Origin of the sequence: Alteribacillus sp. YIM 98480 (assembly GCF_009765375.1) — a bacterium.
Classification (GTDB): Bacteria; Bacillota; Bacilli; order Bacillales; family Marinococcaceae; genus Alteribacillus.
Genome location: NZ_VTOK01000001.1, coordinates 533,998 through 557,333, shown reverse-complemented (window position 1 = coordinate 557,333; position 23,336 = coordinate 533,998). Strand labels below are relative to the sequence as shown.

Annotated in this window: 20 protein-coding genes; 12 read left to right on the top strand and 8 right to left on the bottom strand. The window is 38.8% G+C overall.

Going from position 1 to position 23,336, the window contains the following annotated elements; all coding sequences use genetic code 11:
* Window positions 1–69: 69 nt before the first annotated feature.
* Window positions 70–1,710, bottom strand: a complete 1,641-nt coding sequence (locus FZF09_RS02545) for a glutathione ABC transporter substrate-binding protein (RefSeq protein WP_158734971.1) — start codon at window positions 1,708–1,710, stop codon at window positions 70–72.
* A gap of 263 nt (window positions 1,711–1,973) precedes the next feature.
* On the opposite strand from FZF09_RS02545, the gene FZF09_RS02540 reads away from it, so the two are divergent.
* From FZF09_RS02540 to FZF09_RS02515, 6 genes are all read left to right on the top strand, one after another.
* Window positions 1,974–2,864, top strand: coding sequence for an ABC transporter permease (locus FZF09_RS02540; RefSeq protein WP_158734970.1), 891 nt, complete (start codon window positions 1,974–1,976; stop codon window positions 2,862–2,864).
* Window positions 2,865–2,883: 19 nt separating this feature from the next.
* Window positions 2,884–3,804, top strand: coding sequence for a nickel ABC transporter permease (gene nikB / locus FZF09_RS02535; RefSeq protein WP_158734969.1), 921 nt, complete (start codon window positions 2,884–2,886; stop codon window positions 3,802–3,804).
* Window positions 3,805–3,839: 35 nt separating this feature from the next.
* Window positions 3,840–4,874, top strand: a complete 1,035-nt coding sequence (locus tag FZF09_RS02530; protein WP_158734968.1) for an ABC transporter ATP-binding protein — start codon at window positions 3,840–3,842, stop codon at window positions 4,872–4,874.
* Complete coding sequence (locus FZF09_RS02525; protein ID WP_158734967.1) at window positions 4,846–5,856, top strand: ABC transporter ATP-binding protein; 1,011 nt, start codon at window positions 4,846–4,848, stop codon at window positions 5,854–5,856. Before FZF09_RS02530 ends, FZF09_RS02525 begins: the two co-directional genes overlap by 29 nt.
* A gap of 220 nt (window positions 5,857–6,076) precedes the next feature.
* On the top strand, window positions 6,077–7,012 hold the full coding sequence (locus FZF09_RS02520) for a PD-(D/E)XK nuclease family protein (RefSeq protein ID WP_158734966.1): 936 nt from the start codon (window positions 6,077–6,079) through the stop codon (window positions 7,010–7,012).
* Window positions 7,013–7,122: 110 nt separating this feature from the next.
* The gene (locus tag FZF09_RS02515) at window positions 7,123–7,560 is read left to right on the top strand and encodes a DUF6884 domain-containing protein (RefSeq protein WP_158734965.1); all 438 of its coding nucleotides are present in this window, start codon (window positions 7,123–7,125) and stop codon (window positions 7,558–7,560) included.
* 197 nt (window positions 7,561–7,757) lie between these two features.
* On the opposite strand, the gene FZF09_RS02510 is transcribed toward FZF09_RS02515, so the two are convergent.
* Complete coding sequence (locus tag FZF09_RS02510) at window positions 7,758–9,323, bottom strand: fatty acid--CoA ligase (protein ID WP_158734964.1); 1,566 nt, start codon at window positions 9,321–9,323, stop codon at window positions 7,758–7,760.
* An 18-nt stretch (window positions 9,324–9,341) separates the two neighbouring features.
* The gene (locus FZF09_RS02505; RefSeq protein ID WP_158734963.1) at window positions 9,342–10,958 is read right to left on the bottom strand and encodes a long-chain fatty acid--CoA ligase; all 1,617 of its coding nucleotides are present in this window, start codon (window positions 10,956–10,958) and stop codon (window positions 9,342–9,344) included.
* Window positions 10,959–11,211: 253 nt separating this feature from the next.
* Between FZF09_RS02505 and ytvI the strand changes: the two genes are divergently transcribed.
* Window positions 11,212–12,330 carry a sporulation integral membrane protein YtvI gene (gene ytvI / locus FZF09_RS02500; protein ID WP_158734962.1) on the top strand — a complete coding sequence of 373 codons (1,119 nt, stop codon included), beginning with the start codon at window positions 11,212–11,214 and terminating at the stop codon, window positions 12,328–12,330.
* A 101-nt stretch (window positions 12,331–12,431) separates the two neighbouring features.
* On the opposite strand, the gene FZF09_RS02495 is transcribed toward ytvI, so the two are convergent.
* Window positions 12,432–13,802 carry a hypothetical protein gene (locus FZF09_RS02495; RefSeq protein WP_158734961.1) on the bottom strand — a complete coding sequence of 457 codons (1,371 nt, stop codon included), beginning with the start codon at window positions 13,800–13,802 and terminating at the stop codon, window positions 12,432–12,434.
* 423 nt (window positions 13,803–14,225) lie between these two features.
* Here FZF09_RS02495 and FZF09_RS02490 point away from each other — a divergent pair, with 423 nt between their 5' ends.
* Window positions 14,226–15,161 carry a peptidoglycan-binding protein gene (locus FZF09_RS02490; protein ID WP_158734960.1) on the top strand — a complete coding sequence of 312 codons (936 nt, stop codon included), beginning with the start codon at window positions 14,226–14,228 and terminating at the stop codon, window positions 15,159–15,161.
* A 102-nt stretch (window positions 15,162–15,263) separates the two neighbouring features.
* Here FZF09_RS02490 and FZF09_RS02485 read toward each other — a convergent pair whose 3' ends face one another.
* Window positions 15,264–16,199, bottom strand: a complete 936-nt coding sequence (locus tag FZF09_RS02485; protein WP_158734959.1) for a ketopantoate reductase family protein — start codon at window positions 16,197–16,199, stop codon at window positions 15,264–15,266.
* 97 nt (window positions 16,200–16,296) lie between these two features.
* On the opposite strand from FZF09_RS02485, the gene FZF09_RS02480 reads away from it, so the two are divergent.
* The 3 genes from FZF09_RS02480 (at window position 16,297) to FZF09_RS02470 (ending at window position 20,344) form a co-directional block, all read left to right on the top strand.
* A complete protein-coding gene (locus FZF09_RS02480) occupies window positions 16,297–16,728 on the top strand; it encodes a hypothetical protein (RefSeq protein ID WP_158734958.1) in 432 nt (143 codons plus the stop codon).
* Between the two features lie 573 nt (window positions 16,729–17,301).
* Window positions 17,302–18,300 carry an ABC transporter substrate-binding protein gene (locus FZF09_RS02475; protein ID WP_158734957.1) on the top strand — a complete coding sequence of 333 codons (999 nt, stop codon included), beginning with the start codon at window positions 17,302–17,304 and terminating at the stop codon, window positions 18,298–18,300.
* A 7-nt stretch (window positions 18,301–18,307) separates the two neighbouring features.
* Entirely contained in the window at window positions 18,308–20,344 is a 2,037-nt protein-coding gene (locus tag FZF09_RS02470; protein WP_158734956.1) for an iron ABC transporter permease, read from the top strand.
* Window positions 20,345–20,570: 226 nt separating this feature from the next.
* Here the strand turns inward: FZF09_RS02470 and FZF09_RS02465 are convergent, their stop codons facing one another.
* The 3 genes from FZF09_RS02465 to FZF09_RS02455 all read right to left on the bottom strand — a co-directional run bounded on the left by FZF09_RS02465 (window position 20,571) and on the right by FZF09_RS02455 (window position 22,416).
* Window positions 20,571–20,717 carry a hypothetical protein gene (locus FZF09_RS02465; RefSeq protein WP_158734955.1) on the bottom strand — a complete coding sequence of 49 codons (147 nt, stop codon included), beginning with the start codon at window positions 20,715–20,717 and terminating at the stop codon, window positions 20,571–20,573.
* A gap of 77 nt (window positions 20,718–20,794) precedes the next feature.
* Window positions 20,795–21,574, bottom strand: coding sequence for a hypothetical protein (locus FZF09_RS02460; protein ID WP_158734954.1), 780 nt, complete (start codon window positions 21,572–21,574; stop codon window positions 20,795–20,797).
* Between the two features lie 2 nt (window positions 21,575–21,576).
* Window positions 21,577–22,416: an ABC transporter ATP-binding protein gene (locus FZF09_RS02455; RefSeq protein ID WP_158734953.1), complete on the bottom strand. Its 840-nt coding sequence runs from the start codon at window positions 22,414–22,416 to the stop codon at window positions 21,577–21,579.
* Window positions 22,417–22,873: 457 nt separating this feature from the next.
* On the opposite strand from FZF09_RS02455, the gene FZF09_RS22595 reads away from it, so the two are divergent.
* Entirely contained in the window at window positions 22,874–23,047 is a 174-nt protein-coding gene (locus tag FZF09_RS22595; protein WP_199256742.1) for an SE1832 family protein, read from the top strand.
* Window positions 23,048–23,336 lie beyond the last annotated feature (289 nt).

Below are 23,336 nucleotides of genomic sequence, written 5' to 3'. Positions count from 1 at the left end.
TGGCAAGACAGAGGTTAATGAAAGGCAAAAAGAGCCCTATCGCATTATTAACAGATAGGGCTCTTTTGTTTATTCTTCAATCGATACATTTTGTAATTGATAAATGCCATTTGGATGTTTCCAGAACCCTTTTACTTCATCTCTTACCCCAACAAGATAATCATCATGGTGAGAATAAATCATCGGTGCTTCTTCTACCAGAAGTTCCATCGCTTCTTTATAAAAGTCTTTTCTCTCTTCTTCATCTTCTGCTCTTCTTGCTTCTTCAAGTACACCATCAATCTCTTCGTTTTCTAAGAAAGAGCGGTTGCCAGGATCACCATGATTATCAGAGTGAAACAGTGGATACATACCATAGTCTGCATCACCGGTTACTGTGCTCCAGCCTAGAATGAACATGTCATGCTCGCCTTCTGCCGTGCTGTCTAGATATGCTCCCCATTCTAGCACTTCTATTTCAACTTCTATGCCAATTTCCTTAAGCTGCTGCTGTACTACTTCCGCTATATCTTGTCGTTCACGATCATCATTTGTCCAAAGGGTAGTAGAAAATCCATCTTCATATCCAGCTTCTGCTAACAAATCTTTGGCTTGTTCCGGGTTATATTCCAGCCCTTCTACTTCGTCACTAAAACCGAATACATTTTCTCCAATAGGGCCTACAGCTTCCGTAGCAGCTCCATCCATTACCCCTTCAACAATAGCCTCTTTATCTACAGCCATTGATATCGCTTGGCGCACTTTTTTGTCATCAAACGGTTCTTTTTGGATATTAAAACTAATATATTCAAGACTTAAACTGTCTTGGACATACATATTCATCCCGTCCGTATTTTCAATTCTTGACATGTCACTTGGACTGACCGGGAAAATAATATCTGCTTGTCCCTTCTCTAATTCTCCAACTCTTGTTAAATCTTCTGGCGTTACTTTAAAGGTTACCGTATCGACATTTGGCACGTCTCCCCAATAATCTTCATTCTTTTCAAGCACAGCTTCATTACCGCTGTCCCATTCTTGGAATTTAAACATACCTGTACCATGAGGGTTATCATTAATATAATCCCCTGGCTGTTCGCCATTCTCCATCGCAGCATAATCCTCTTCAATCGCTTCGGGACTAATAATTCCGCCACCGCTATGTGCCAAATGTGCTGGAAGCGGTGCAAATGGAAATTCTGTAACAAATTCTACTGTATATTCATCTATCACATTTACTTCTTCCACCATTTCATATAAAAAAGCACGCGGAGAAGCTACCTCTTCATCTTGAATACGATCAATGTTTGCTTTTACAGCTTCTGCGTTAAACTCTGCTCCATCATGGAAGGTAACATCATCCCTAAGGTGAAATTCCCATGTCGTATCTCCTGTTTGTTCCCAATTTTCTGCAAGTTTGGGCTGCAACTCCATATTTTCATCCTGTATAACCAGTGTTTCGAAAACATTATGCTGTACGTTACTTGATGGGACATCATTAGAATCATGCGGATCCATTCCCGTTATATCTGACAAAGTGGCAATAACGAGATCACCCCCATCAGATGCCTCCCCGCTTTCACTTCCATCTTCCTCTGTCATTTCGTTTCCTTCTCCTCCAGCATCTTCTCCTCCGCCTTCATCTGGCTCGCTCGCACAAGCTGCCAATAGAACAGAAAATAAACTGATCATAAAAAATTTTCTGAAAATACTAGAAGGCAATACTTTCATCCCTTTAACCCCCCTATAGTAATTTTGAATAAAATCATTTTTAATATAACTTATAGAATTATTTCAATCAACCCATTTTTTGAAATTTTTGTAATAGTAGTTTCATACTTTTTCACTTTAAAGCGGTATCACTAAGCCTTTTTACCTAATTAATGAATATCTATTCACTATGTTACCTGTTTTTCTGATATAATATATTGTAATCTGATTTTAACATGATATAATTCATCGAAAAGTTAGAAAATTCGAAAGGATGAAATATCATGCCGGAAACAACAGTGAATTACCCAGTTACAACACCTCCTAACCCACATGTAGAAAGTTTTAAAAATGTTCTGAAACGACTTAAAAAAAATAAAGCAGCTATGGTCGGAGGGTTTTTAATACTCTTCTTTATCGTAGTGTCTATTATTGGTCCTTTTTTTACACCCTTCGATCCCTCGGAGCAAAACCATGTCAATAAGTTAGCGGGACCATCATTAGAACACTGGTTTGGAACGGATCACCATGGTCGTGATATATTCAGTCGTATTATCCATGGAATGTCTATTACATTGTATATTGGTTTTTTCTCTGTGTTAATTGGAGCAGTAATTGGTGTTTTATTTGGAATAGTATCCGGTTATTTTGGAGGAAAAATGGATGCCGTTATTATGAGAATAATGGATGTACTGCTTGCGTTTCCTGGTATTTTACTTGCATTGGGGATTGTAAGTGTTCTCGGAGGAAGTTTGAATAACGTGATCATTTCTGTCGGTATTTTTTCAGTCCCCGCTTTTGCAAGAATCGTCAGGGGATCTACACTATCCGTTAAAAAGCTCGAGTATATTGATGCAGTGCGCGCGTTAGGAGCAAGTCACTTCAGAATAATTTTTCGACATGTTCTGCCTAATGTTATGTCCCCAATCATAGTGCAAGCAACTTTAAGAATGGCTACTGCTGTACTTACAGCAAGCGGTCTTTCCTTTCTTGGTCTCGGGGCCCAGCCGCCAACTCCTGAATGGGGAGCCATGCTCAGCGATGGCCGAAACTATATGTGGGATGCCGGCCATGTTGCATTTTTTCCAGGAATAGCTATTGTGGTTGTTGTATTAGCGTTTAATATTTTTGGCGATGGACTACGCGACGCGCTCGATCCGAAAATGAAATCGTAAAAAGAAAGGAGTGATCTATTTGATTCAATTTATTATTAGACGAATCCTGCAAACGGTACCAGTATTGCTTGGGGTAACAATTTTAGTATTTTTTATGATGCACCTTATTCCCGGGGATCCGGCTCAAGTGATAGCAGGTGAAGCAGCCAATGAAGAACAAGTTGAACAAATGAGAGAACGACTGGGCTTAAATGATCCTTTATATGTTCAATATGGAACGTACTTAATGAACGCCCTCCAAGGTGATCTCGGTGATTCAATTCGCAGCGGACGAGAGGTTACTGCAGAAGTTTCCAGCAGATTTTGGGTTACGTTTGAACTGGCTTTTTACAGTACTCTTCTTAGCATTTTCATAGGTTTAATAGCAGGGATTATATCTGCTGTGCGTCAATATACATTTTCAGATGTAGGTATTATGATTGCCGCCCTTTTCGGTTTGTCGATGCCTAACTTTTGGCTTGGATTAATGCTCATGCAATATTTTTCATTAAATCTTGGCTGGCTTCCTGTATCAGGCTGGGGAACCCCAGACAGAATTATTTTGCCGGTACTTGCTTTAGGAACAGCAGGAGCTGCGATTATTGCACGTATGACCCGCTCAAGTATGCTTGAAGTAATAAGCCAGGATTATATTCGAACAGCGCGCGCTAAAGGAGTTAAAGAGAAATATGTCATTTATAAGCATGCATTAAAAAATGCAATGATCCCTGTCGTAACCGTGATAGGGTTAGAGTTCGGAACTCTTCTTGGAGGAGCTGTTCTAACAGAAACGGTCTTTTCTATCAACGGGCTTGGGCGCTATATTGTTGAATCTATCGGTGCTAGAGATTTCCCGGTCGTCCAAGGTTCCGTTTTAGTCATCGCACTTGTATTTGTCATTGTTAATCTGCTAGTAGATATCTCGTATCGTTTCTTAAACAAACGAATTGACTTCAATTAAATTCGTTAGAAACGTTTAGAAAGGCGGGCTGAGAAATGAGTCAAACGGATGATATTCTTCATATTTCCAACTTACGTACATCCTTTTTTGTAGAAGGACAAGAGATAAAAGCAGTTGATGGTGTCTCCTTAAATGTCCCTCAAGGAAAAACACTTGGCATTGTAGGTGAATCCGGCTCAGGTAAAAGCATCACTTCTTTGTCTATTATGAAACTTATACAAAAACCTGGAGAAGTGGTAGGCGGGACGATAGAATGGAACGGAGATGACTTGCTGCGTAAAACTTCTGCCGAAATGAGAACGATTCGGGGTAACCAAATCTCTATGATTTTTCAGGAGCCGATGACATCTCTTAATCCTGTTTATACGATTGGCGACCAAATTGCAGAAGTATATAAAATTCACCAAAGGATGAAAAAAAAGCAAGCCTTAATGAAAGCTGTAGAGATGCTTGAACTGGTAGGAATACCTTCTCCTAAAGAAAGAGTTAAACAGTATCCTCATGAATTGTCGGGAGGAATGCGGCAGAGAGTAATGATTGCAATGGCATTAGCTTGTAAGCCAGAACTGCTCATTGCAGATGAACCAACAACAGCTCTTGATGTGACAATTCAAGCCCAAATCTTAGAATTAATGAAAAAGCTTCAAGAAGAAAGGCATATGACCATTATTATGATTACTCACGATCTTGGAGTTGTAGCAGAAACTTGTGATGAAGTTGCGGTAATGTATGCTGGAAAAGTTGTGGAACATGCTGACGTACATTCTCTGTTTGATGCTCCAAAACATCCTTATACTGTCGGCCTCCTTCAATCCATTCCACGCCATGACATTGAACAAGAAGAGTTAAGTGTTATAGAAGGAAATGTGCCCAACTCTGATGACATGCCTGAAGGATGCCGGTTTGCTCCTCGTTGTCCTTTTGTAAGTAATATATGTAAAGAACGTCTGCCATCTTTAGAAAAAACGAATTCGGGAAATGACGTAAGATGCTGGATTTATTCCGATGAATGGGATGGTGAACCGGGGGTGAATGTAAACAATGACTACCAAACTGCTCGAAGTGAATAATTTAAAGCAATATTTTCCTATTAAAGGCGGAATATTGGGACGTACGATAAACCAGGTAAAAGCCGTAGACGATATTAGCTTCTATGTAAACGAAGGAGAAACGTTAAGTATCGTTGGGGAATCAGGGTGCGGAAAATCAACTACTGGACGAGCTATCCTTCGCCTTGATAAACCTACCTCTGGTGAAGTTATTTTCCAAGGTGAAGACCTGCTTTCCATAAACCAACGGAAAATGCGAAAAAAACGAAAAGACTTGCAAATTATTTTTCAGGACCCTTACGCTTCTATTAATCCTCGGCAAACTGTTCGACAAATCCTGGATGAAGCGATGGATATACAAAATGTCGTTCCAAAACCGGAGCGGTTAGACCGAATGATGGAGCTGCTTCAAACAGTGGGATTAGGATCTCATCAGCTTGATCGTTTTCCACATGAATTCAGTGGCGGGCAAAGGCAGAGAATAGGTATTGCTAGAGCTCTTGCGGTAAATCCTAAATTTATTATTTGTGATGAATCGGTCTCTGCTTTGGATGTTTCTATCCAAGCACAAGTGTTGAATTTACTGAAACAATTGCAGCGCGATTTAAATCTTACGTATTTATTTATTTCTCATGACCTGGGAGTAGTTCGGCATATATCTGACCGTGTAGCTGTAATGTATTTAGGTAAAGTTGTGGAAATTGGAGAAAAAGAGGCTATTTTTGATAATCCAAAACACCCTTATACTAAATCATTGCTTTCAGCTATCCCTGTTCCTAATCCCCGCAAACAAAAAGAGAGAATCATTTTAAAAGGAGATGTGCCTTCACCGATTAATCCTCCTTCTGGATGCCGGTTTCATACACGCTGTCCTTTTGCATCTGACATTTGTGAAACAGTTACACCTGAACTTCGCCAAACAAATTCTATGGAGGGCACTCATACGGCGGCCTGTCACTTTATCGAAGAAATAGAATCCGGTCGAAAACACCCTTCTTACTAGATAAATAGAATATTAATCAAGCAGCACAATTCAAGGCAATGGTTGGTGCTGCTAATGTCGTATGTTTCACATTTTGTTTTTGGTACAATAAATATGGGCATTTCATTCCCGTGCTCTGATCCGGACCTTACTAATTTAGTTTTCTCTATTAGTTCAAGAGTACCCTTATGATAAACTTAAATCTATGAAAAGATGAATTTCAGAAAGGATGATGGGTGCTTTGTTTGAGATAAAAACATATCCTGAATTTTCTTGGTCGCTTTCCCGGCATAAAACGTTAATGCACTGCGCACGTCAATATGCCCATCAGTACTATACTTCGCATAACGGATGGCTTCGAAATGCTCCTGAATGGAATAAACAAGCGTATCGCTTAAAAAACCTTACGAATCTAGAAATGTACTTCGGATCTGTTGTACATGACATCATTGAACAGGTCATCGAAAATTATTTGAATACTGGTATTCTCCCAGAGGAAACCGAGTTGACCGAAAACGTTAGAATGCTTTTAAATAAAGGATTTATTGATTCCACACGCCATTATAATTATTGGATAGAACGTCCGAAAAAGACTACCATGTTCCATGAGCTATATTACGGGCAAACCAAACAGCTTCCAAAAGAGAAAGTGGAAAAAATTACGCACCGATTAAACGTAGCGATGAAACACTTTTTATCAAGTAAAACAATGCAAGAACTAGCGTACAATGAACAAATTGAGTTTTTAGAAGCAGAGAAATTCCGCATTTTAGAAGTTGGCAAATTAAAAGTTTTTGTCGTCTTGGATTTATTATATAAAGACTTAGACCGTAATAAATGGGTTATCGTAGATTGGAAAACGGGCAAACAATCAGAGGAAGATCCTTATCAGCTCGCACTATATGTTCTTTATTTATTACAAGCTTATTCTATACCAGACTTAAATAGTATTGTTATCCGAAACGAGTATTTACTAGAAGGAAATTCGGTAGAACATCAGCTTGACCAAGTAACCCTTGAAAAAGTCCAAGAATTAATTGGCACAAGTGTAGAATGGATGACAGGATATTTAGAAGAACCTTCTGAAAACAAACCGCTTTCGATAGAAAATTTCCCGAAAACCTCTGATCAAAGAGCATGCCGTTATTGCAATTTTTACGAACTGTGTTTTTCTTAATAAGAATCGGCATATGAATTAAATATCTTGTCCCGAAAAACCATAAAAGCAATCGATACGACTTTTTCCTTCATAACGTATTAGATTTAACATATAGGCCGGGTGAACGAATGAACAACATCTGTATTATTCCTTGCGGCAAAAAGAAAATATGGGACATCAATCCAGAAAGTGGTCCAGTATATGCTAAAGATGCCTATTATAGCACGCTGCATAAAAAATGCCAGCAATATGCAGAATACCATGGCTGGTCCTGGGTTACCCTTTCAGCAAAACACGGCTTCTTGTTTCCTTATGACGTTGTGCCAGGGAATTATGATAAAGGCTTTCATTTTCCAAAACATAAAGTTATTAGTGATGAAACTCTGCGTTACCAGTGGTTCGAAAAAAATTTATATAAAGCAGATTGTATTATTTTACTGACTGGAAAAAAATACGAACGAGTAATAAAACGAATAGTTGAAGATGAGGATGCTTATGAATGGAAACAGCCGTTAAAAGGGGCGCGCGGCATAGGAGAAATCCTGCAAAAGCTGACAATACCATGAGTTTCCGGCTCTTTTTGCCTGGAGTTTTCTTCTTCCATTAAAAAGAGAGCTGTCGACTTGCCGGACAGCTCCTATATTTATACTTAAGACAACATGTATTTAACAGTATACCATCGATAGTAGGAATATAACATAATTTTCAGGGTTTGCTAAAGGCTTCCACCATTTGGACTTGCTGGCAAGGCAAGCAATTCTCATCACACTTTAGAAGAACCTTCTTGTTTTTTTAATCGTTCTCTTAATTTAAATTTCTGGAGTTTACCGCTCGCATTTCTTGGTAACTCATTAACAAACTCATATCTGCGCGGACGTTTATAATTAGCAAGTCTGTCACTTTCTTTGCAAAACTTTTCAAGCTCTTCAGCTGTCACTGATTCTTCCTTTTTTACAACAAAGGCCATAACCCTCTCTCCCCATTTTTCGTCAGGCTCCCCGACAACAGCAGCATCAAGAACACCTGGATGATCAAATAAAGCATCCTCGACTTCACGGGAGTAAATGTTTTCTCCACCGCTGACAATCATGTCTTTTATTCTATCGTTCACCCATAAATACCCATCACTATCAAAGTACCCCACATCACCAGAGTAGTACCATCCATCACAAAGTACTTCAGCGGTTGCCTCCGGCCGTTTATAATACTCACTCATCATACTGGGGCCGCGTACAATTATTTCTCCTTGCTCCCCGGCTGCCGCTTCGTCGTTCGGATCTAATTGTCCGTTATTTCTTGCTCTGACTACCCTTATCTCATGGTTTATTAAAGGCTTTCCAGCAGAACCAGCTTTGGTTAATTGTGCCTCATCCGATAATATCGTTATTGCAGGCCCCATTTCAGTCATCCCGTATGCCTGAACGAGTTGAACGTCAAACATACCGTGAACTTCTTTTACAAGGGCTGGAGCCATAGGTGCTCCCCCATATAACGCTTTTTTCAAAGAGGACAAATCCATTGAGTCTTTTTTCTCTTGAATAAGCATACTCCACATGGTTGGTGCTGCAAAAAATATACTGATGTTTTCTTTTTGCACATTGTTCAGTACAGCTTCTGGGTCAAAGTGATGAAGCAGTACATTTTTTGCCCCCACGTGAAGACGAGGAATAAAAGCACAATGAAGCTCTGCACAATGAAATAAAGGAGCAACAGATAGACCTATATCTTTTGTTGAAATTTTTTGAGAAGCAATAATTAGTACACTTTGATCAACCATATCTCGGTGTTTGTGTACTACTCCTTTAGGTTTGCCGGTCGTACCGCTTGTATACATAATGGCATATATATCATCTTCTGTTAAGGAAACATCAGGGCGTACAGCCTCTTCTTTAGAGAGCCTTTCATAGTAGGGTTCAGCGTAACTTGGAGGATCTTCATCAATGTACCAAAATTGAACGTTCGGAAGGCGATCTGCTATTGGACGAATTTGATTTTCCACCGCTTTTTCAAATAGAACAATTCGCGGCTCTGCATCGTTTATAATAAACTCTATTTCCTTATCGGTCAGTCTAAAATTTATAGGATTAAATACAGCTCCAAGCTTAGCACAAGCTAAAAAGGTCATCGCAAATTCGCTTGTATTAAACAAAACCGTTGACACTCTGTCCCCTTTTTTCACGCCTGCTCTTATAAAGGCTTGTGCCAATTGATTTACCTCTTTATCCCATTGAGAAAAAGTCCATCTTCTTGATAAACGCACATCTACTAAAGCTTCTTTTTCCGAATGATGTTTAACGGATTGTTCAAACACATCACGTATCGTAGTCATCGCTTACCTCCATATTAATTATGATTTGGCATAAAAAGACTCTAATTGTTCCCTTAACGCTCTTTTCAAAAATTTCCCCACAGAAGTTTTCGGTAATTCTTTCATAAAGACAACATCATCAGGAAGCCACCATTTTGCAAATTGCGGACGAATAAAATCAATGATCTCTTCTTTTGTGACAGATTGCTTTTCCAACTCTTTAAGAACCACACATGCTAGCGGCCTTTCTTGCCACTCGGGATGAGGGACAGCAATCACCGCAGCTTCAAACACATCTTCATGCGCCATGATAGCGTTTTCAATATCGACCGATGATATCCACTCTCCTCCGCTTTTAACCAAATCCTTTGTTCGGTCGACCAGTTTTATATAACCTTCTTCATCCATTGTTGCGACATCTCCTGTGTGAAGCCACCCATCTCGAAATGCATCTTTAGTTCGTTCATCTTTATAATATTCACTTGCAATCCATGGACCTTTTATCATTAATTCACCCATTTCCTCGCCATTTCTCTCTACTTCACCGTTACTTCCTGCAACTTTCACTTCTAGACCTGGTATAACAAGCCCTTGCGTAGCACGAATAGCTAGTTTTTTATCCTCTTCTAAATTTTCATGATAGCTTTTAAGAGTAGACACACTTACAAGAGGGCTGGTTTCGGTCATACCGTATGCATGCAGGAAAGGTATATTATACTTAGACTCAAAAGCTTGAATCATTGAAGCAGGTGCTGCGGATCCACCACACAATACCGCCCGTAAACTTTCTGTAACATAGCTTTTGCTCTCTAATTCTTTTAGTAGTCCCAGCCATATGGTTGGAACACCTGCACTCAATGTAACTTGGTAATCTTCAATTAGTTTTGCTAAAATACCTGGTGTAAATTGAGGACCTGGCATCACTTGAGTAGAACCAAACCACACTGCTGCAAATGGCAGTCCCCATGCGTTTGCATGAAACATTGGCACAACCGGTAAAATTGTATCTTTTTCCGATAACGCTGCACTGTCAGCAAGACCTAAAGCCATACTGTGTAAAATAATGCCGCGGTGGCTGTACATGACACCCTTTGGATTACCAGTAGTCGCTGAAGTATAACAAATTCCAGCATTAGCATTTTCATCTAAATCTTTAACAAATTCATACTTGGGATCGCTTTTTTCAAGAAGCTTCTCGTAGGCATACACGTTAGAAAGAGAAGTTTCAGGAAGAGCTTCACCATCACCAAAAACGATAAATGCCTCTACCGTGTGTAACGATTCTTTAACATTTTCTAAAAGTGGAAGCAGTTCTGCATCAACTAAAATGACTTTATCTTCTGCATGATTGACGATATAAGAAATATGCTCTTCTGCCAGTCTTATATTAATCGTATGAAGAACTGCACCCATTCCCGGTATTGCAAAATACGCTTCCAAATGGCGGTGATGATTCCATGCAAATGTTGCCACACGATCCCCTTTATTTACACCCAACCTCTCCAAGGCGTCGGCGAGACGTCTTGTTCTTTTTCCTATTTCTTTATAGGTATAGCGGTGAATCCCATTTGAAGTACGGGAAATCACTTCTTTTTTAGGAAAATACTTTTCAGCTCGTTCAATCATAGACGGTATCAATAATTGTGTATTCATCATAAGCTTTCCCCCTTTAAAATTCCTCTTGAGAAAAAATAGAATATTTTCAATATTTTATATAAACAGTCATTTTTCCTGCTTTTTATAAAAATTGATTAAATATTCTTCTGTATTATTGATTGCTCTGGTAATTCCACCCATAAGATGGGTAAAATATAATTAATATATTGCTATTTCGTTTGATAAAAATAAATAAAGGGTAGTCAATAAGGCAAAAAAATAGTTGGTGCAGGTGGAAATGAGGGAGATATAAGTGAAAAAAGAAACAGGATGGATGATAGCAAGATTTTTTTTGGTGACAGCAGCCATTGTTATCATCATTTGGGCCATAGTAACTTTATTTAAGCTCACCTACCCTTTTTGGATAGCCGCATTGTTTGCGTGGATGCTAAAACCGCTCTCACGATTGTTGCAGCGACAATTTAAATTCCCTCCAGGGCTTGCTGCCTTAACCTCTTTATTAATCGGCCTTTCCATTTTTGGAGGAATTATCACAGGGTTGACTTTTTTAATAATTGACGGAATTCAGCGATTTGCCGATAAAGCACCCACCTGGATGGAAGATGCTTTTCATAACATACAGCAATTTATTAATCAAACGATATTACCTGCCTGGCGAGAGGTAAGCGGTGCAGCCGAAAACTTCAGTAGACGAGAGGGCTTCTCATTTAACGACGGCATTTCAGAAATCGGCACACAGATAGGAACTGCACTTGGTCAGTTCGCTCAAAAAATAGCTGACGGACTTACTCAAATTGCTTTAAGTGTTCCTACGTTTCTTGTCGCTTTTCTCTTCATTTTGTTAGCCATTTATTTTTTAGGTAAAGATTGGGAAAGAATGACAAATGCTCTTCGAAAATATACCCCCCTAGTATTGTATAAAAAGACACACGCTTTTCATCAGGCCATGTGGATAAGAGTGTTCGGTTATTTAAAAGCCCAGTTTATACTGATGACAGTTACCGGGATCATTGTATTTATCGGTCTATCTTTGTTAAGAGTAGATGGAGCAGTCACTCTAGCTATCGTGGTTGGTATCGCTGAATTTCTTCCTTATCTCGGCACAGGAACTATTTTGCTGCCATGGTCTTTATATCTGCTTGTTACTGGAAGCATCGGCTTAAGTATCAGTTTAGCTGTCTTATATGGAGTTACTATGATTGTGCGGCAAACGATAGAACCTAAAGTACTTTCTTCAAGCATGGATTTAAATCCTATTGCTGTTCTTGTTTCCTTGTTTGCTGGGCTGCAGCTTTTCGGCCCAGTTGGACTGCTTTTTGGACCTGTTTTACTCGTGATAATTGTTATATTAGTAGACATTGGAGTGGCAGAAGATATAAAGCGTTTTATAAGAGATGGTTTCAGCTCTTAGCTCATAATCTATGATGCTGCATTTTTTAGAGAAAAAGTGCAGCATAAATTTTATCTTTCTCTAACATTTTGCGTTCTGTCTCAACTTAGCTTTTTAAGTGTTTACAGTAGCAGCCAGCCGATAAGCGTTCCAACTCCTCCATAAAGGAAAGCAAAAGGCATATTACGCAGCGTTATATAATACGGATTTTGTTTTGTATTTTGAGCTGTAATTGTTACCGTCACCCCGTATGTGCCGACAGCAGCTGTTGCTAAAGCACCAGTAATTAACACCATACCAATACTGATAGGATTTATTATTTCATAAAGTGGCGGAATTGCTTCCATTAATACGCCAATAGTAGCAATTGGATGAACACCAAACATAGACATTAATAAGTATGAGAATTGAATAAGAAGCAATATAACGACCGGAAAATTTGCGGCTGCCATAAACGGCTCTTGAATAAAATATAACAGCGGCGTATGATTTAAACTGCTAGAAAAAAAGCCTAAAGACAAAAACAGCACTGCAAAATTCTGCATTCCATTTGTTCTGAATTTCCATGTCGGCCACCCTATCTTACGAAAACTTCTATAACGCCCTATCACCATAGCCCATATAAAGGAAAACGGTATAATGACAAATGTCACGGTGAGAATAAAGTTTAAGCCAGTCCAATTTCCAAGCAGTACAACAACAACTAAAAAAATAGCAAGGGCAACAAATAATTGAACCACTTGGAAGATTAGGGAACGCATATGTATAGATCGGCTCACCCCGCTTCCGGCCGGTTCATAAGGTTGATTTGCAAAATATTTTCTCCCGCACAAGATGTCAATGATCATAACCAACAAAGAGCACAACAACAGCCAAGGTAAATAAGATAAGTAGCCAACTCCAGTTGCGTCAATAGTAATCGCTACCATGATCTCCATTGGACTCCATGCAAGGGCAACAGAAAATGCTCTCAGCGTCGTTCTGCTAATAAAAGAATCCTTCCATTTCTTTTTTACTTTTGATAGATTTTCCAACAATACATGATGTGACAACGGGATTGCTGATAGATTAATAAAAGATACGAGAATATACGTTGTAAGGAAGCTTCTCGGATATAGTTTTCCTAAATCAGACACATTTGCCCGCAGTATTTGATTAATACGACGATCAAACCTCCCTGCCCTTACGACACTATTTATCCATGGAAGAACAGTTAAAAAAGCAAGCAGCTGCATGTTAGACGTTAACCAGAAAGGAATAACATGGACAGACATACCACTAATTATAAATAAAATGGCTCCTGTTCCCATAAACAAGCTGCCTAATATTTGAAATAGACGTGCTGCCGCTAAAAAAGAAACAGCAAACATTGGTATGGCTAACAGTCCAGTTATGTAACCTAAAATCTCGCTTTTGATAAAAACATTTAATAAAAATAATCCTAATACTCCCGTGTACAATATATATCGTTTATTGCTAAAATATCCCAACATGCTTCAAAACTCCTTTTCCCACCCCTTCATCTTTATTCTTACATATATAGTTTTAAAATAGAATTCATTTGCTAGGCATGTTAATTGACAATCATTTTGGTATAGAATTTGTCTGTTTCTGTAAAAAAAGAGAAGTTTTCACCGCAATGAAAAGGAGCACTCTGATTTTAAAATATCTTCTACGTCCTGGGCCAGTTACCATTCCTCTATTTGTAATTTCTTCTATCCGTTATTTCCCCGTGACAATATTACTACATTCATCTCAAAATAAAGCAGATTATTATAGGAAGATTTCACTGATTACGCTGACTTTTCATTTTGTTTAAAAGCTTCCATTTTCATTGATTTCCTATCTATACAATTGGTACGATGTGAATCGTCAATACGACAACATCTCAATTTAGAAGTGGGAGGTTTTGTATCTTGAAACTAAAACCAACTGTTATTACATGGAAAACATTAGGTATACCTGCGTTAGCAGCCGGTTTCGCTTTTTTTGCGAGCCCTGTTGGCACGGACGCTAACGAATTAGGAGATAAAGAATTATCAATCGGAGAAGAAAGTTCTCAAGTTGAAGAGTTGCAAGAACTCTTAGAAGAAGAGGGTCTTCTAGAAGAAGAAAACATTAATGGCACATTCGATGAAGAAACGGCCGATGCGGTTAAAAACTATCAAGACGAGCATGACTTGGGTATAGATGGTATTGCCGGAGCACATACAATCGGAGCGCTTGAAATTCTAGGACAGGGAGATGACGGAGAGCCAGTTAAAGTATTGCAAGATAAACTAAATAGCCTCGGTTTTTATGATCAGAAAGCTGACGGAGAATTTGGCCCAAATACTCACGATGCAGTCATTGACTTCCAAAAATCTGAGGACATTCTTGTAGATGGACTAGCAGGACCTCAAACATTTGGTGCTTTAATAAACGCCGACAACAAGTCTAAATCCAGCAAAGAAAAAGATAGCAAGGAAAAAGAAGATGCTGAGGTTTCTACCAGCAGTAACAATGATAATGAACAAGCTCAGAAAAAAGATGTTGCTTCTGAACAATCTTCTAACGGTGAAGGACGCACCTTACGAGTGGAAGCTACTGCCTACACTGCTAATTGCTCTGGGTGCTCAGGAGTCACAGCTACTGGAGTAGACTTGAACGCAAATCCTAATGCAAATGTCATCGCTGTAGATCCGAATGTTATTCCACTAGGCTCTAAAGTACAAGTTGAAGGACACGGAACTTTCACGGCTGCTGACACTGGTGGAGCAATCAACGGCAACAAGATTGATATATTTATGCCAAACAAAAGTGAAGCTACAAGCTTTGGCCGTCAAAGTTTAGAAGTTACAGTATTAGAGTAAAAACATATTACAGACACCCTTGCAGTTAGACCTGAGGGTGTCTTTTTCTTCGGCTTACAAAATGGTTCATCGAGCATAATCAAAGAATATCTCGGTGCTGTTTTATTTGAAATTTTGCGGCGTGCCATTTTCATGTGTTTTTATAATGCCATAAAGTGTTTCAATGACTGGTACTGTTTCAATATGCTTTGCAGCAATCCGAAGAGCACCGCCATGCAAATGTTCTACTTCTAGGGGCAGGCCTTTTCTCAAATCTTGGTGCATAGAAGAAGTAGCATGTTTTGGAAGACTCTGCAGCTGATTTGCTGCTTGAACAACGTCATTATTTGTTAGGCTTATTCCTTCTTTATTTGCTAACGTCTTCATTTCTTTTAGGACGTTTTCAGCTGCCTTTAAAGAAGCCCTTGACCCCATAATATCTCCTATCGTGCGCTGGGCTGCTGAAGTGATCCCAGAAAAAGCTGTAATAAACATATACTTTTTCCAGATATATGCTAAAATATCCTCTTTCATATAACTTTTGGCATTTATTTTTTCACTTTCTATTTCTAACTTTTTACATATGTTTTGCTGTTTTTCATGCAGCGGTCCGAAAAGAATATCGTGTTGTTTGCTGGTATGTTCGACGTGGCCTTTGTTATCCAGCGTAGCAATAATAAAAGCAAGACCTCCAATTACTTTTTCTTTCCCTAATGCTTCTTGTAATATTTGTATATGCTCCACACCATTTAAAAGCGGTAATATAAATGCATTCGTTTTTTTCGATATCTCTTTAATTTGGGGTAATGCCTGTTCGAGATGGTATCCTTTTATAGCAAGAATTATTATATCTGCTTTATCTATCTTTTTTGGGTCTGTATGTATTGTAATGTTTTGTTTTTCAAAATTACCTTGTATACTATTAATTTTCAGACCCTCACGGCGAAGTTGTACTGCTCGTTTTTCTCTCACAAAAAACGAAACATCGATCCCTGCTTCAAGAAATCTTCCGCCAAAATAAATGCCTAATGCTCCTGCTCCATACACGGTGATATGCATTGTTAACCTCCTCTTTATCTATTAGTATCGTATGTTATCATAAGAATTGCAATGATCCTATCTTTCAATATACTGGCCTAGTTTAGGAGAGAAATATATGAATATGAAGTTTGATTTCCGTTCCCTTCATCCAAAATCATTGTTTCAAAAATGGTCCAAACGCTGGTCGCTTGCAACAGCCAAAGCTGACCCAATGGATGCCCTCAGCCGGATGGAACGAAGAAGACAACTAAAGGAATCCAAAACGGACAATAGTCTATTTCGGGCTTCATTAATTGCTTTTGCAATTATATGTGCAGTGTTAGCCCTCATGCCGTTCGTTTATTTTCTTCCATGGGAACAAATAGCAGAATGGTTTGTTTTTTTCCTTTTAGGTGCCTTGTTTATTTCTTTTACTCTTTCAGCCATTACGATTAAAAAACAATCTAAATATGTAAAACTCCCTTATATGTGGGGAATTATGATTTTTTCTATATTGCTGCTAGCTTTCTATCTTTTTATTTTAATATACTTTCGCCTTTTGCTTTAAGAAAATTTAGTTTTACTTTTATTTTTTGCCCATATTTTTGTACGTGAATGAATTTCATCATTTATTTCCATATCATTATAAACGAACATTATATAAAATTCCCTCATTATCGTTCGACTTTAGCTCCAGGCGGACGTTTTCACCCTCGTTTTTTTGTCTTATCTGGCAGAGATTTGTTTATAACCGTAATAAAAAGAGGGTTTGGAGACGTCATACGTTTCCAAACCCGATTGTAAAACCATTATCTATCTTTTGTTGATGCTTGCTTTAAAAGTGCAACAGCCATAGCAACACTTGAGAAAATTAAACCAAACGCCAAGCCAATTATAGCTACCAGCTCTACAACCATCTTGAATCCCTCCTGCCCTTAGTTTGTCAGGTTGTGATCCTTAGATGTTTATTAAATATATGTTCCCTTCTATGCTGCTATTCAAACTATATTACACTGTAATTATAAAAAAATTCTGATTAGTTAGTCAATAAATGTTTAACAAAATTATATTGACTGTTTACTGATTCCATAGTAATATTTTTACTGAAAATGAGAATCTTTTTCAATAAAGGGTGATGGTTATGAAAAAATGTTACATATTTGTTTTAAGTTTATTTTTTATGCTTGCGATTGTCGGATGCAGCGAAGGGGAATCAGAAGATTCTGCGGAGAATAACAATGAGGAACAAGATGCTTCAGAAAATGAAACCACAACGGTGGAAGATGCACGCGGAGAGCAGGAAATTGACGGAACACCGGAAAACATAGTTGTGCTAGAATGGGTTTATGCAGAAGATCTGCTCGCTTTAGGAATTCAACCAACTGGCGTTGCTGACATAGAGGGATACAATCAGTGGGTTAACGTAGAGCCTGAACTTTCTGAAAGCGTAACTGATGTTGGTACCCGGCAAGAGCCTAGCCTTGAGGAAATTGCCCAATTAGAACCAGATCTTATTATTACCGCACAATATAGACATGAAGCCATTAGTGACGAACTGAATGAAATTGCTCCTACTCTCATGTTTGAACCTTATCCTGAAGAAGGAGAAGGTGATCAGTATGAAGAAATGGAGACTACGTTTAAAGAAATTGCCAAAGCTGTAGATAAAGAAGAAGAATCCGAAAAAGTGCTTGGTGAACTAGATGAATCTTATGAAGAAATTTCATCCCAGTTAAGTGAAGAAGGATTAGAGGGTACAGAACTAGTTTTAACTCAAGCATTCAGTGCCAATGAAAATGCTTCTCTTCGTCTATTTACAGACAACTCAATGGCCATGAAAATATTAAATAACATTGACTTAGAAAACGCCTATGATGGTGAAGAATTTGAAGTATACGGTTATACAGAAACCAGTGTAGAAAGTCTCGAGCCTTATCAAGATGCTGAGTTTATGTATATTGTGCAAGAAGACGATAATGTATTTGAAAACCAGCTAAGCGGCAACCCAGTATGGGAAAATTTAAACTTTGTAGAGGAAGACCGTACGCATGCATTGCCAGGTGATACTTGGACTTTTGGCGGTCCTCTAGCCGCTGAAGTTTTTGCTGAACAGGCTGCGGAGGCTCTTATAGGAGAGTAACTAATATATGAAATCTTTATCACATAAGCAGAAGGCTGTCCTCATTTTTGGTGGAGGGACAGCCCTCTTGCTATTTCTTATTACTTTTCATTTATTGCAAAGTTCCAGAGAAATGCCTTTTCACATTGTTTGGGAAGCTGTTTGGAATAAGGAAGACTCCCTGCAGCATAACATTGTCCAATCAATATACCTGCCGCGAATTGTTATTGGAATCATAGCAGGTGCTGCTCTAGCTGCTGCAGGTGTTATCTTCCAAACCTTAACAAAAAACCCGCTTGCCTCCCCTAGCACGTTAGGAGTACATTCTGGTGCTTACTTTTTTCTCGTTGCCGGAACCATTTTTGGGCCGTCCTGGCTCGGGGCCAACGGCTTTTTATTAGCATTAGCAGGTGGAACGTTTGCTGCAATGCTCGTTTTTCTGCTAGCTGGTGGTCATACTGCGACTCCGGTTCGAATGGCTCTGGCTGGTATGGTGCTTACGTTAATGTTTACTTCCTTCACTTCTACTCTGCAAATATTTTTTGAATATGAAACAGCAGGACTCTTTCTTTGGGGAAATGGCACATTAGTACAGCAGGACTGGAATGGAGTCACTTTCTCCCTTCCATGGGTTGCCTTTCTATTAATAGTTGTTCTCTGGATTGGAAAGAAAATGGATCTTTTACTGCTAGGTGAAGACCAAGCTAAAACATTAGGGGAGAAAGTAAGAGTTGTTCAAGTATTAATGTTTTTTTCTGCAGTTGGCCTCACAGCTCTTGTCGTCAGTGTAGTAGGTCCAATTGCTTTCATCGGGCTTATTGCACCGCATTTAATAAAACTGGCAGGTTATCAGCTTCATGGTATGTTGATTCCTGCATCTATGCTTTGGGGAGCTAACATTTTAATAGGAGCCGATGTGCTTGGCCGTTATCTTGATCCATCTCTCACTGAACTTCCGGTGGGATCAATTACCGCTCTTATCGGTGCCCCGTGGCTGATTTGGCTGATCCTAAAGAACCGAAATAGTTTTATTGGATCAGGAAACAAAGAATCATTGTCACCTGGCAGCTTGTCGTTCAAATTGCCTTATTCCTGGGTGATAATCGGCTCTTTGCTACTGCTTTGTATAGCGTTTTTTAGTGGACTTGCTGGCGGGGGAAATGGATTTGAATTCGTCTCTACTTGGAATGCTCTTTTTACAGATGAATCATCCGGACAGAAGTTTATTATTTTTGATCTTAGATTAGGAAGAGTATTGGCCGCCATGTTTGCTGGCATACTACTTGCTTTAAGTGGATTGCTTTTCCAAGGAATTTTGCGTAACCCTCTTGCTGATCCTTCTATAATCGGCGTTACTCATGGTGCCGGTGTTGGCGCACTTACTGTCATGTTTTTACTATCAGGCTTTTCTGCTGCATGGATTCCAGCAGGAGCAATTGCTGGTTCTTTTATAACAGTTGGGATTGTATTATTTTTTTCTTGGAAAACACAATTCCAGCCTGCTGTCCTTGCTCTTATGGGAATTGGTGTTTCGGCAGTCGGCGGTGCTGTTACCCAAATTTTAATTACACGTTCCAATATGAATGCTGCCTCTGCTCTTACTTGGTTATCTGGAAGCACGTATGCCTCTGGTTTTTCCGAATTACAGCAATTTCTTATTTGGCCGGTTGTCATACTAATTCCTTTAAGTGCTGTGTTAATGAATAAATTAAATATACTTTCTCTTGGAGATCAAACAGCTATTGGACTTGGAGTACAAACCATTACGGTGCGGTGGTTTGCAGCGCTTCTAGCAACGTTTTCTGCCTCTATGGCTGTGGCGGCCGTTGGTACAATAGGTTTTATCGGCCTGGTCGCTCCTCATTTAGCACGTTTACTAATCGGGCATGATCATCGTAAAATACTACCTGTCTCTTTGATGTTAGGAGCAGCGCTGCTTGTTATAGCTGACACTGCAGGGCGAATGGTGTTAGCGCCAAAAGAAATCCCCTCTGGTCTTGTGGCAGCTGTTATAGGCGCCCCATTTTTTCTATGGCTTATGAATAAAACATCAAAAAATTCATAAAGCCGTTTAAGGAAATCCTTTTAGAATATTTCAGCTTATCACTCAGTTCTTTGTCAAAAAATCGTCCTGGTTTACTGATAATATGTTTTAAAAAATAGGACCTTCCCTGTATTTGCAAAAAGAAAATATTAAATGGAAGGTTTGATATGTATGGAAAAGGGATTTGAAGACGAATAAAAACTTTGATGGATGGATAGATTGCCAAAGCTTTCTCATAATTGGTTTGTTAAGGAACAATTTCTAAAATAAGAAAAGCGCAAGCGCCTTGCTCACGAGCGACAAGTCCTGGAGGGGCGGCATATGGAAAGCTGATCTTTGCTTTCCATTGACGAACCGAAGGAATCTCGAGCGAGTAAGCGCTGGAGCTGGACATGTAAAACGCCAAATATTTATAATTTCTTACCTTTTAAAAAAAGCGGACTCAAAGGTGTTTTGCCTTTTTGTCCGCTCTTATTTTTTCTTTTGTTCATATAATATCTGCCTTTGTTTTGGTTTCATTCGCGGGCACCGGTAACAATAGCAATCAGAGGCTTTAAACGCCAGACAGCACGTCGGTTTTGTGTACATTGGTTTGTCATTAGCTGGGTTAGGAATAGGGATTACTTTAAATTGAAATGGAGAGTTGTTCTCCCTAAAAAGGGATGGCGCTGCTTCTTTTGTAATAAAATCCCAATCGTCCATTAAACGATTTTGTAAATCATGTGATTCTGTCACTTTGGCCAAATTAATAAAATAAGGCACAGCATGATATACCTGCCCCCATAATTCCCGGGTGCGCACACCGGCTTCATCCGCAAATGCATGCATTAAAGGCGCAGCATGATTACGATAAAAAGCGGAAAGCCTTTTTTGTCTGCTATTTTTGTCAGTAAAATGAGTTCCTTCTTCAAATGACGAATAAAATTCAAAAGCAGGTTCTTTTTTATCAGGACGCGCACAAAAGTATACTTTTATCATCTCTAATGACGTATTAACATTCCAGCCTTTTGCAACAGCCCAATGAAAAAAAGCAATATAACGACTATAACGGTTCGCCCAAAATGTTGCTGTCATGTCACGGCTTGGTGCATTAATAAACGTTCCGTAATTTACCATAAAATCCATTAGAGAATTTTGATGAAGCCATTCGGATGATTTATAAACCATTTCAAAGGAAACTGGCTCGTGCTGCCTTACAGCAAATGTATCATATATTTTTGATTCAGATTCTCTCGTAAGGACAATTGCCATTTCTAAACCCTCGCTATTTGAGTTTGAACTTGGGGATTAGGTACAGATTCTAAATGCCGGTCTACTAGATCATAGGTCATACAAATAGGTTTTCCAGTTCGAGGATCAGGTACTACATATGCATCAATCCCAAATACACGACGAAGAACTGGTTTACTGATCACTTCAGATGGTGAACCAATATCCTGCACTTTTCCTGCTTTCATAGCAATCAAATGATCAGAAAAACGTGCGGCATGATTTAAATCATGAATAACCATTACGATTGTCCGCTTTTCTTTTTCATTCAAATCTTGCAAAAGCTCTAATATTTCTAATTGATGCGCCATATCTAAATAAGTGGTTGGTTCATCTAAAAGCAGTACATCTGTTTCCTGAGCTAATGCCATGGAGATCCATGCTCTTTGTCTTTGTCCTCCAGATAAAGCTTCAAGCGGGCGATCTTTATATTCACTCATCCCGGTATCATCCAATGCTTGCGCTACAGCTTCTTTATCTCTTGTTGTTAAGCGGCCGGTCCCACGGCGATGTGGATAACGGCCAAATGCTGCAAGTTGCGAAACAGTCAACGTTTGCGGGATATCCGGAGTTTGGGCAAGAATAGCCATTTCTTTAGCTACTTCTTTAGTTTTCATTTCATGAATACTTTTGCCATTTAAATAAATGGCACCTTGTTCCGGTTTCAAAATCCTGGACATTGTTTTAAGTACGGTAGACTTTCCGCAGCCGTTAGGTCCAATAATGGATGTAATCATTCCTTCAGGTACTTCTATGTTCATATTCTTTAAAATAGTGTTTTCATTATAGGAGACGGCAATGTGTTGTGCGATAAGTTTCGACACGTCTCAAACCCCTTTCCCTCTCGCCTGTGATCATAAGAAAAGCTTAAGCGCCCTGGTCAACCGCGACAAGTCAATGTTCTTCAGGCAAAAAGTCGTTTTTTGACTTTTATGTGACTGGAGGTTATGGAACCTCGAGCGGCCGGGCACTGAAGCTAGACATGAAAAACGCCAAATATTTATACTTTCTTCCCTTTTTAGAAAAACTCGGCTTGCCGCCAAGTCCTTATGGCAGAAGACGTAGCTTTACTTATATTTTGATCCTTTAGCTAAAGTAAAAATAATAAAACTGATAATCATTTTCATTTAAAATTATAAAGGGTTTGAGAATAAATATCAATATCATATAACAAGTTTTTTGAAAATTTCATTCCCTGTCTATCTTTTACAGTATAACGTTTGAGAAAGTAAAACAGTTATGATATTGTTCCCTTATTGAATAATCAAAAGAGGTGTAATAATGAACCGCGACGAATTAGAAAATAAATTACAAATGTTAAAAGCAGACTACATTCGAGTACAAGGCGATTTAGAAAAGTTAGAATCTGTTGGCGGCAACGCAGAACCAGCTGCTAAAGAGCTTGAAATGATTGAAAAAGAAATTCAAGCCATTAATCAGAAACTAGCAGTTTAAAAGTTAAAGATCATTAATTTGGCTGTATTTGATAGAGTGCTTGAACTTAAATCATATACTTATCGTTTTGGGGGTTAGAAAAATACCATGTGCGTCGTTTGGCACATGGTATTTACTGTGAGAGGATAAAACCTAGCGAATATGTAGTTGAATTTTCATTAAGATAAATCACTACAAAAATGGCAGCAATCATTATTAAACATGCAACTAATAATCTTTGAAACAATATCATTCTCTCCTCATTTTTCGTATGTACCAACTTGGCTTGGCGTCAAACTCAAACTTAATA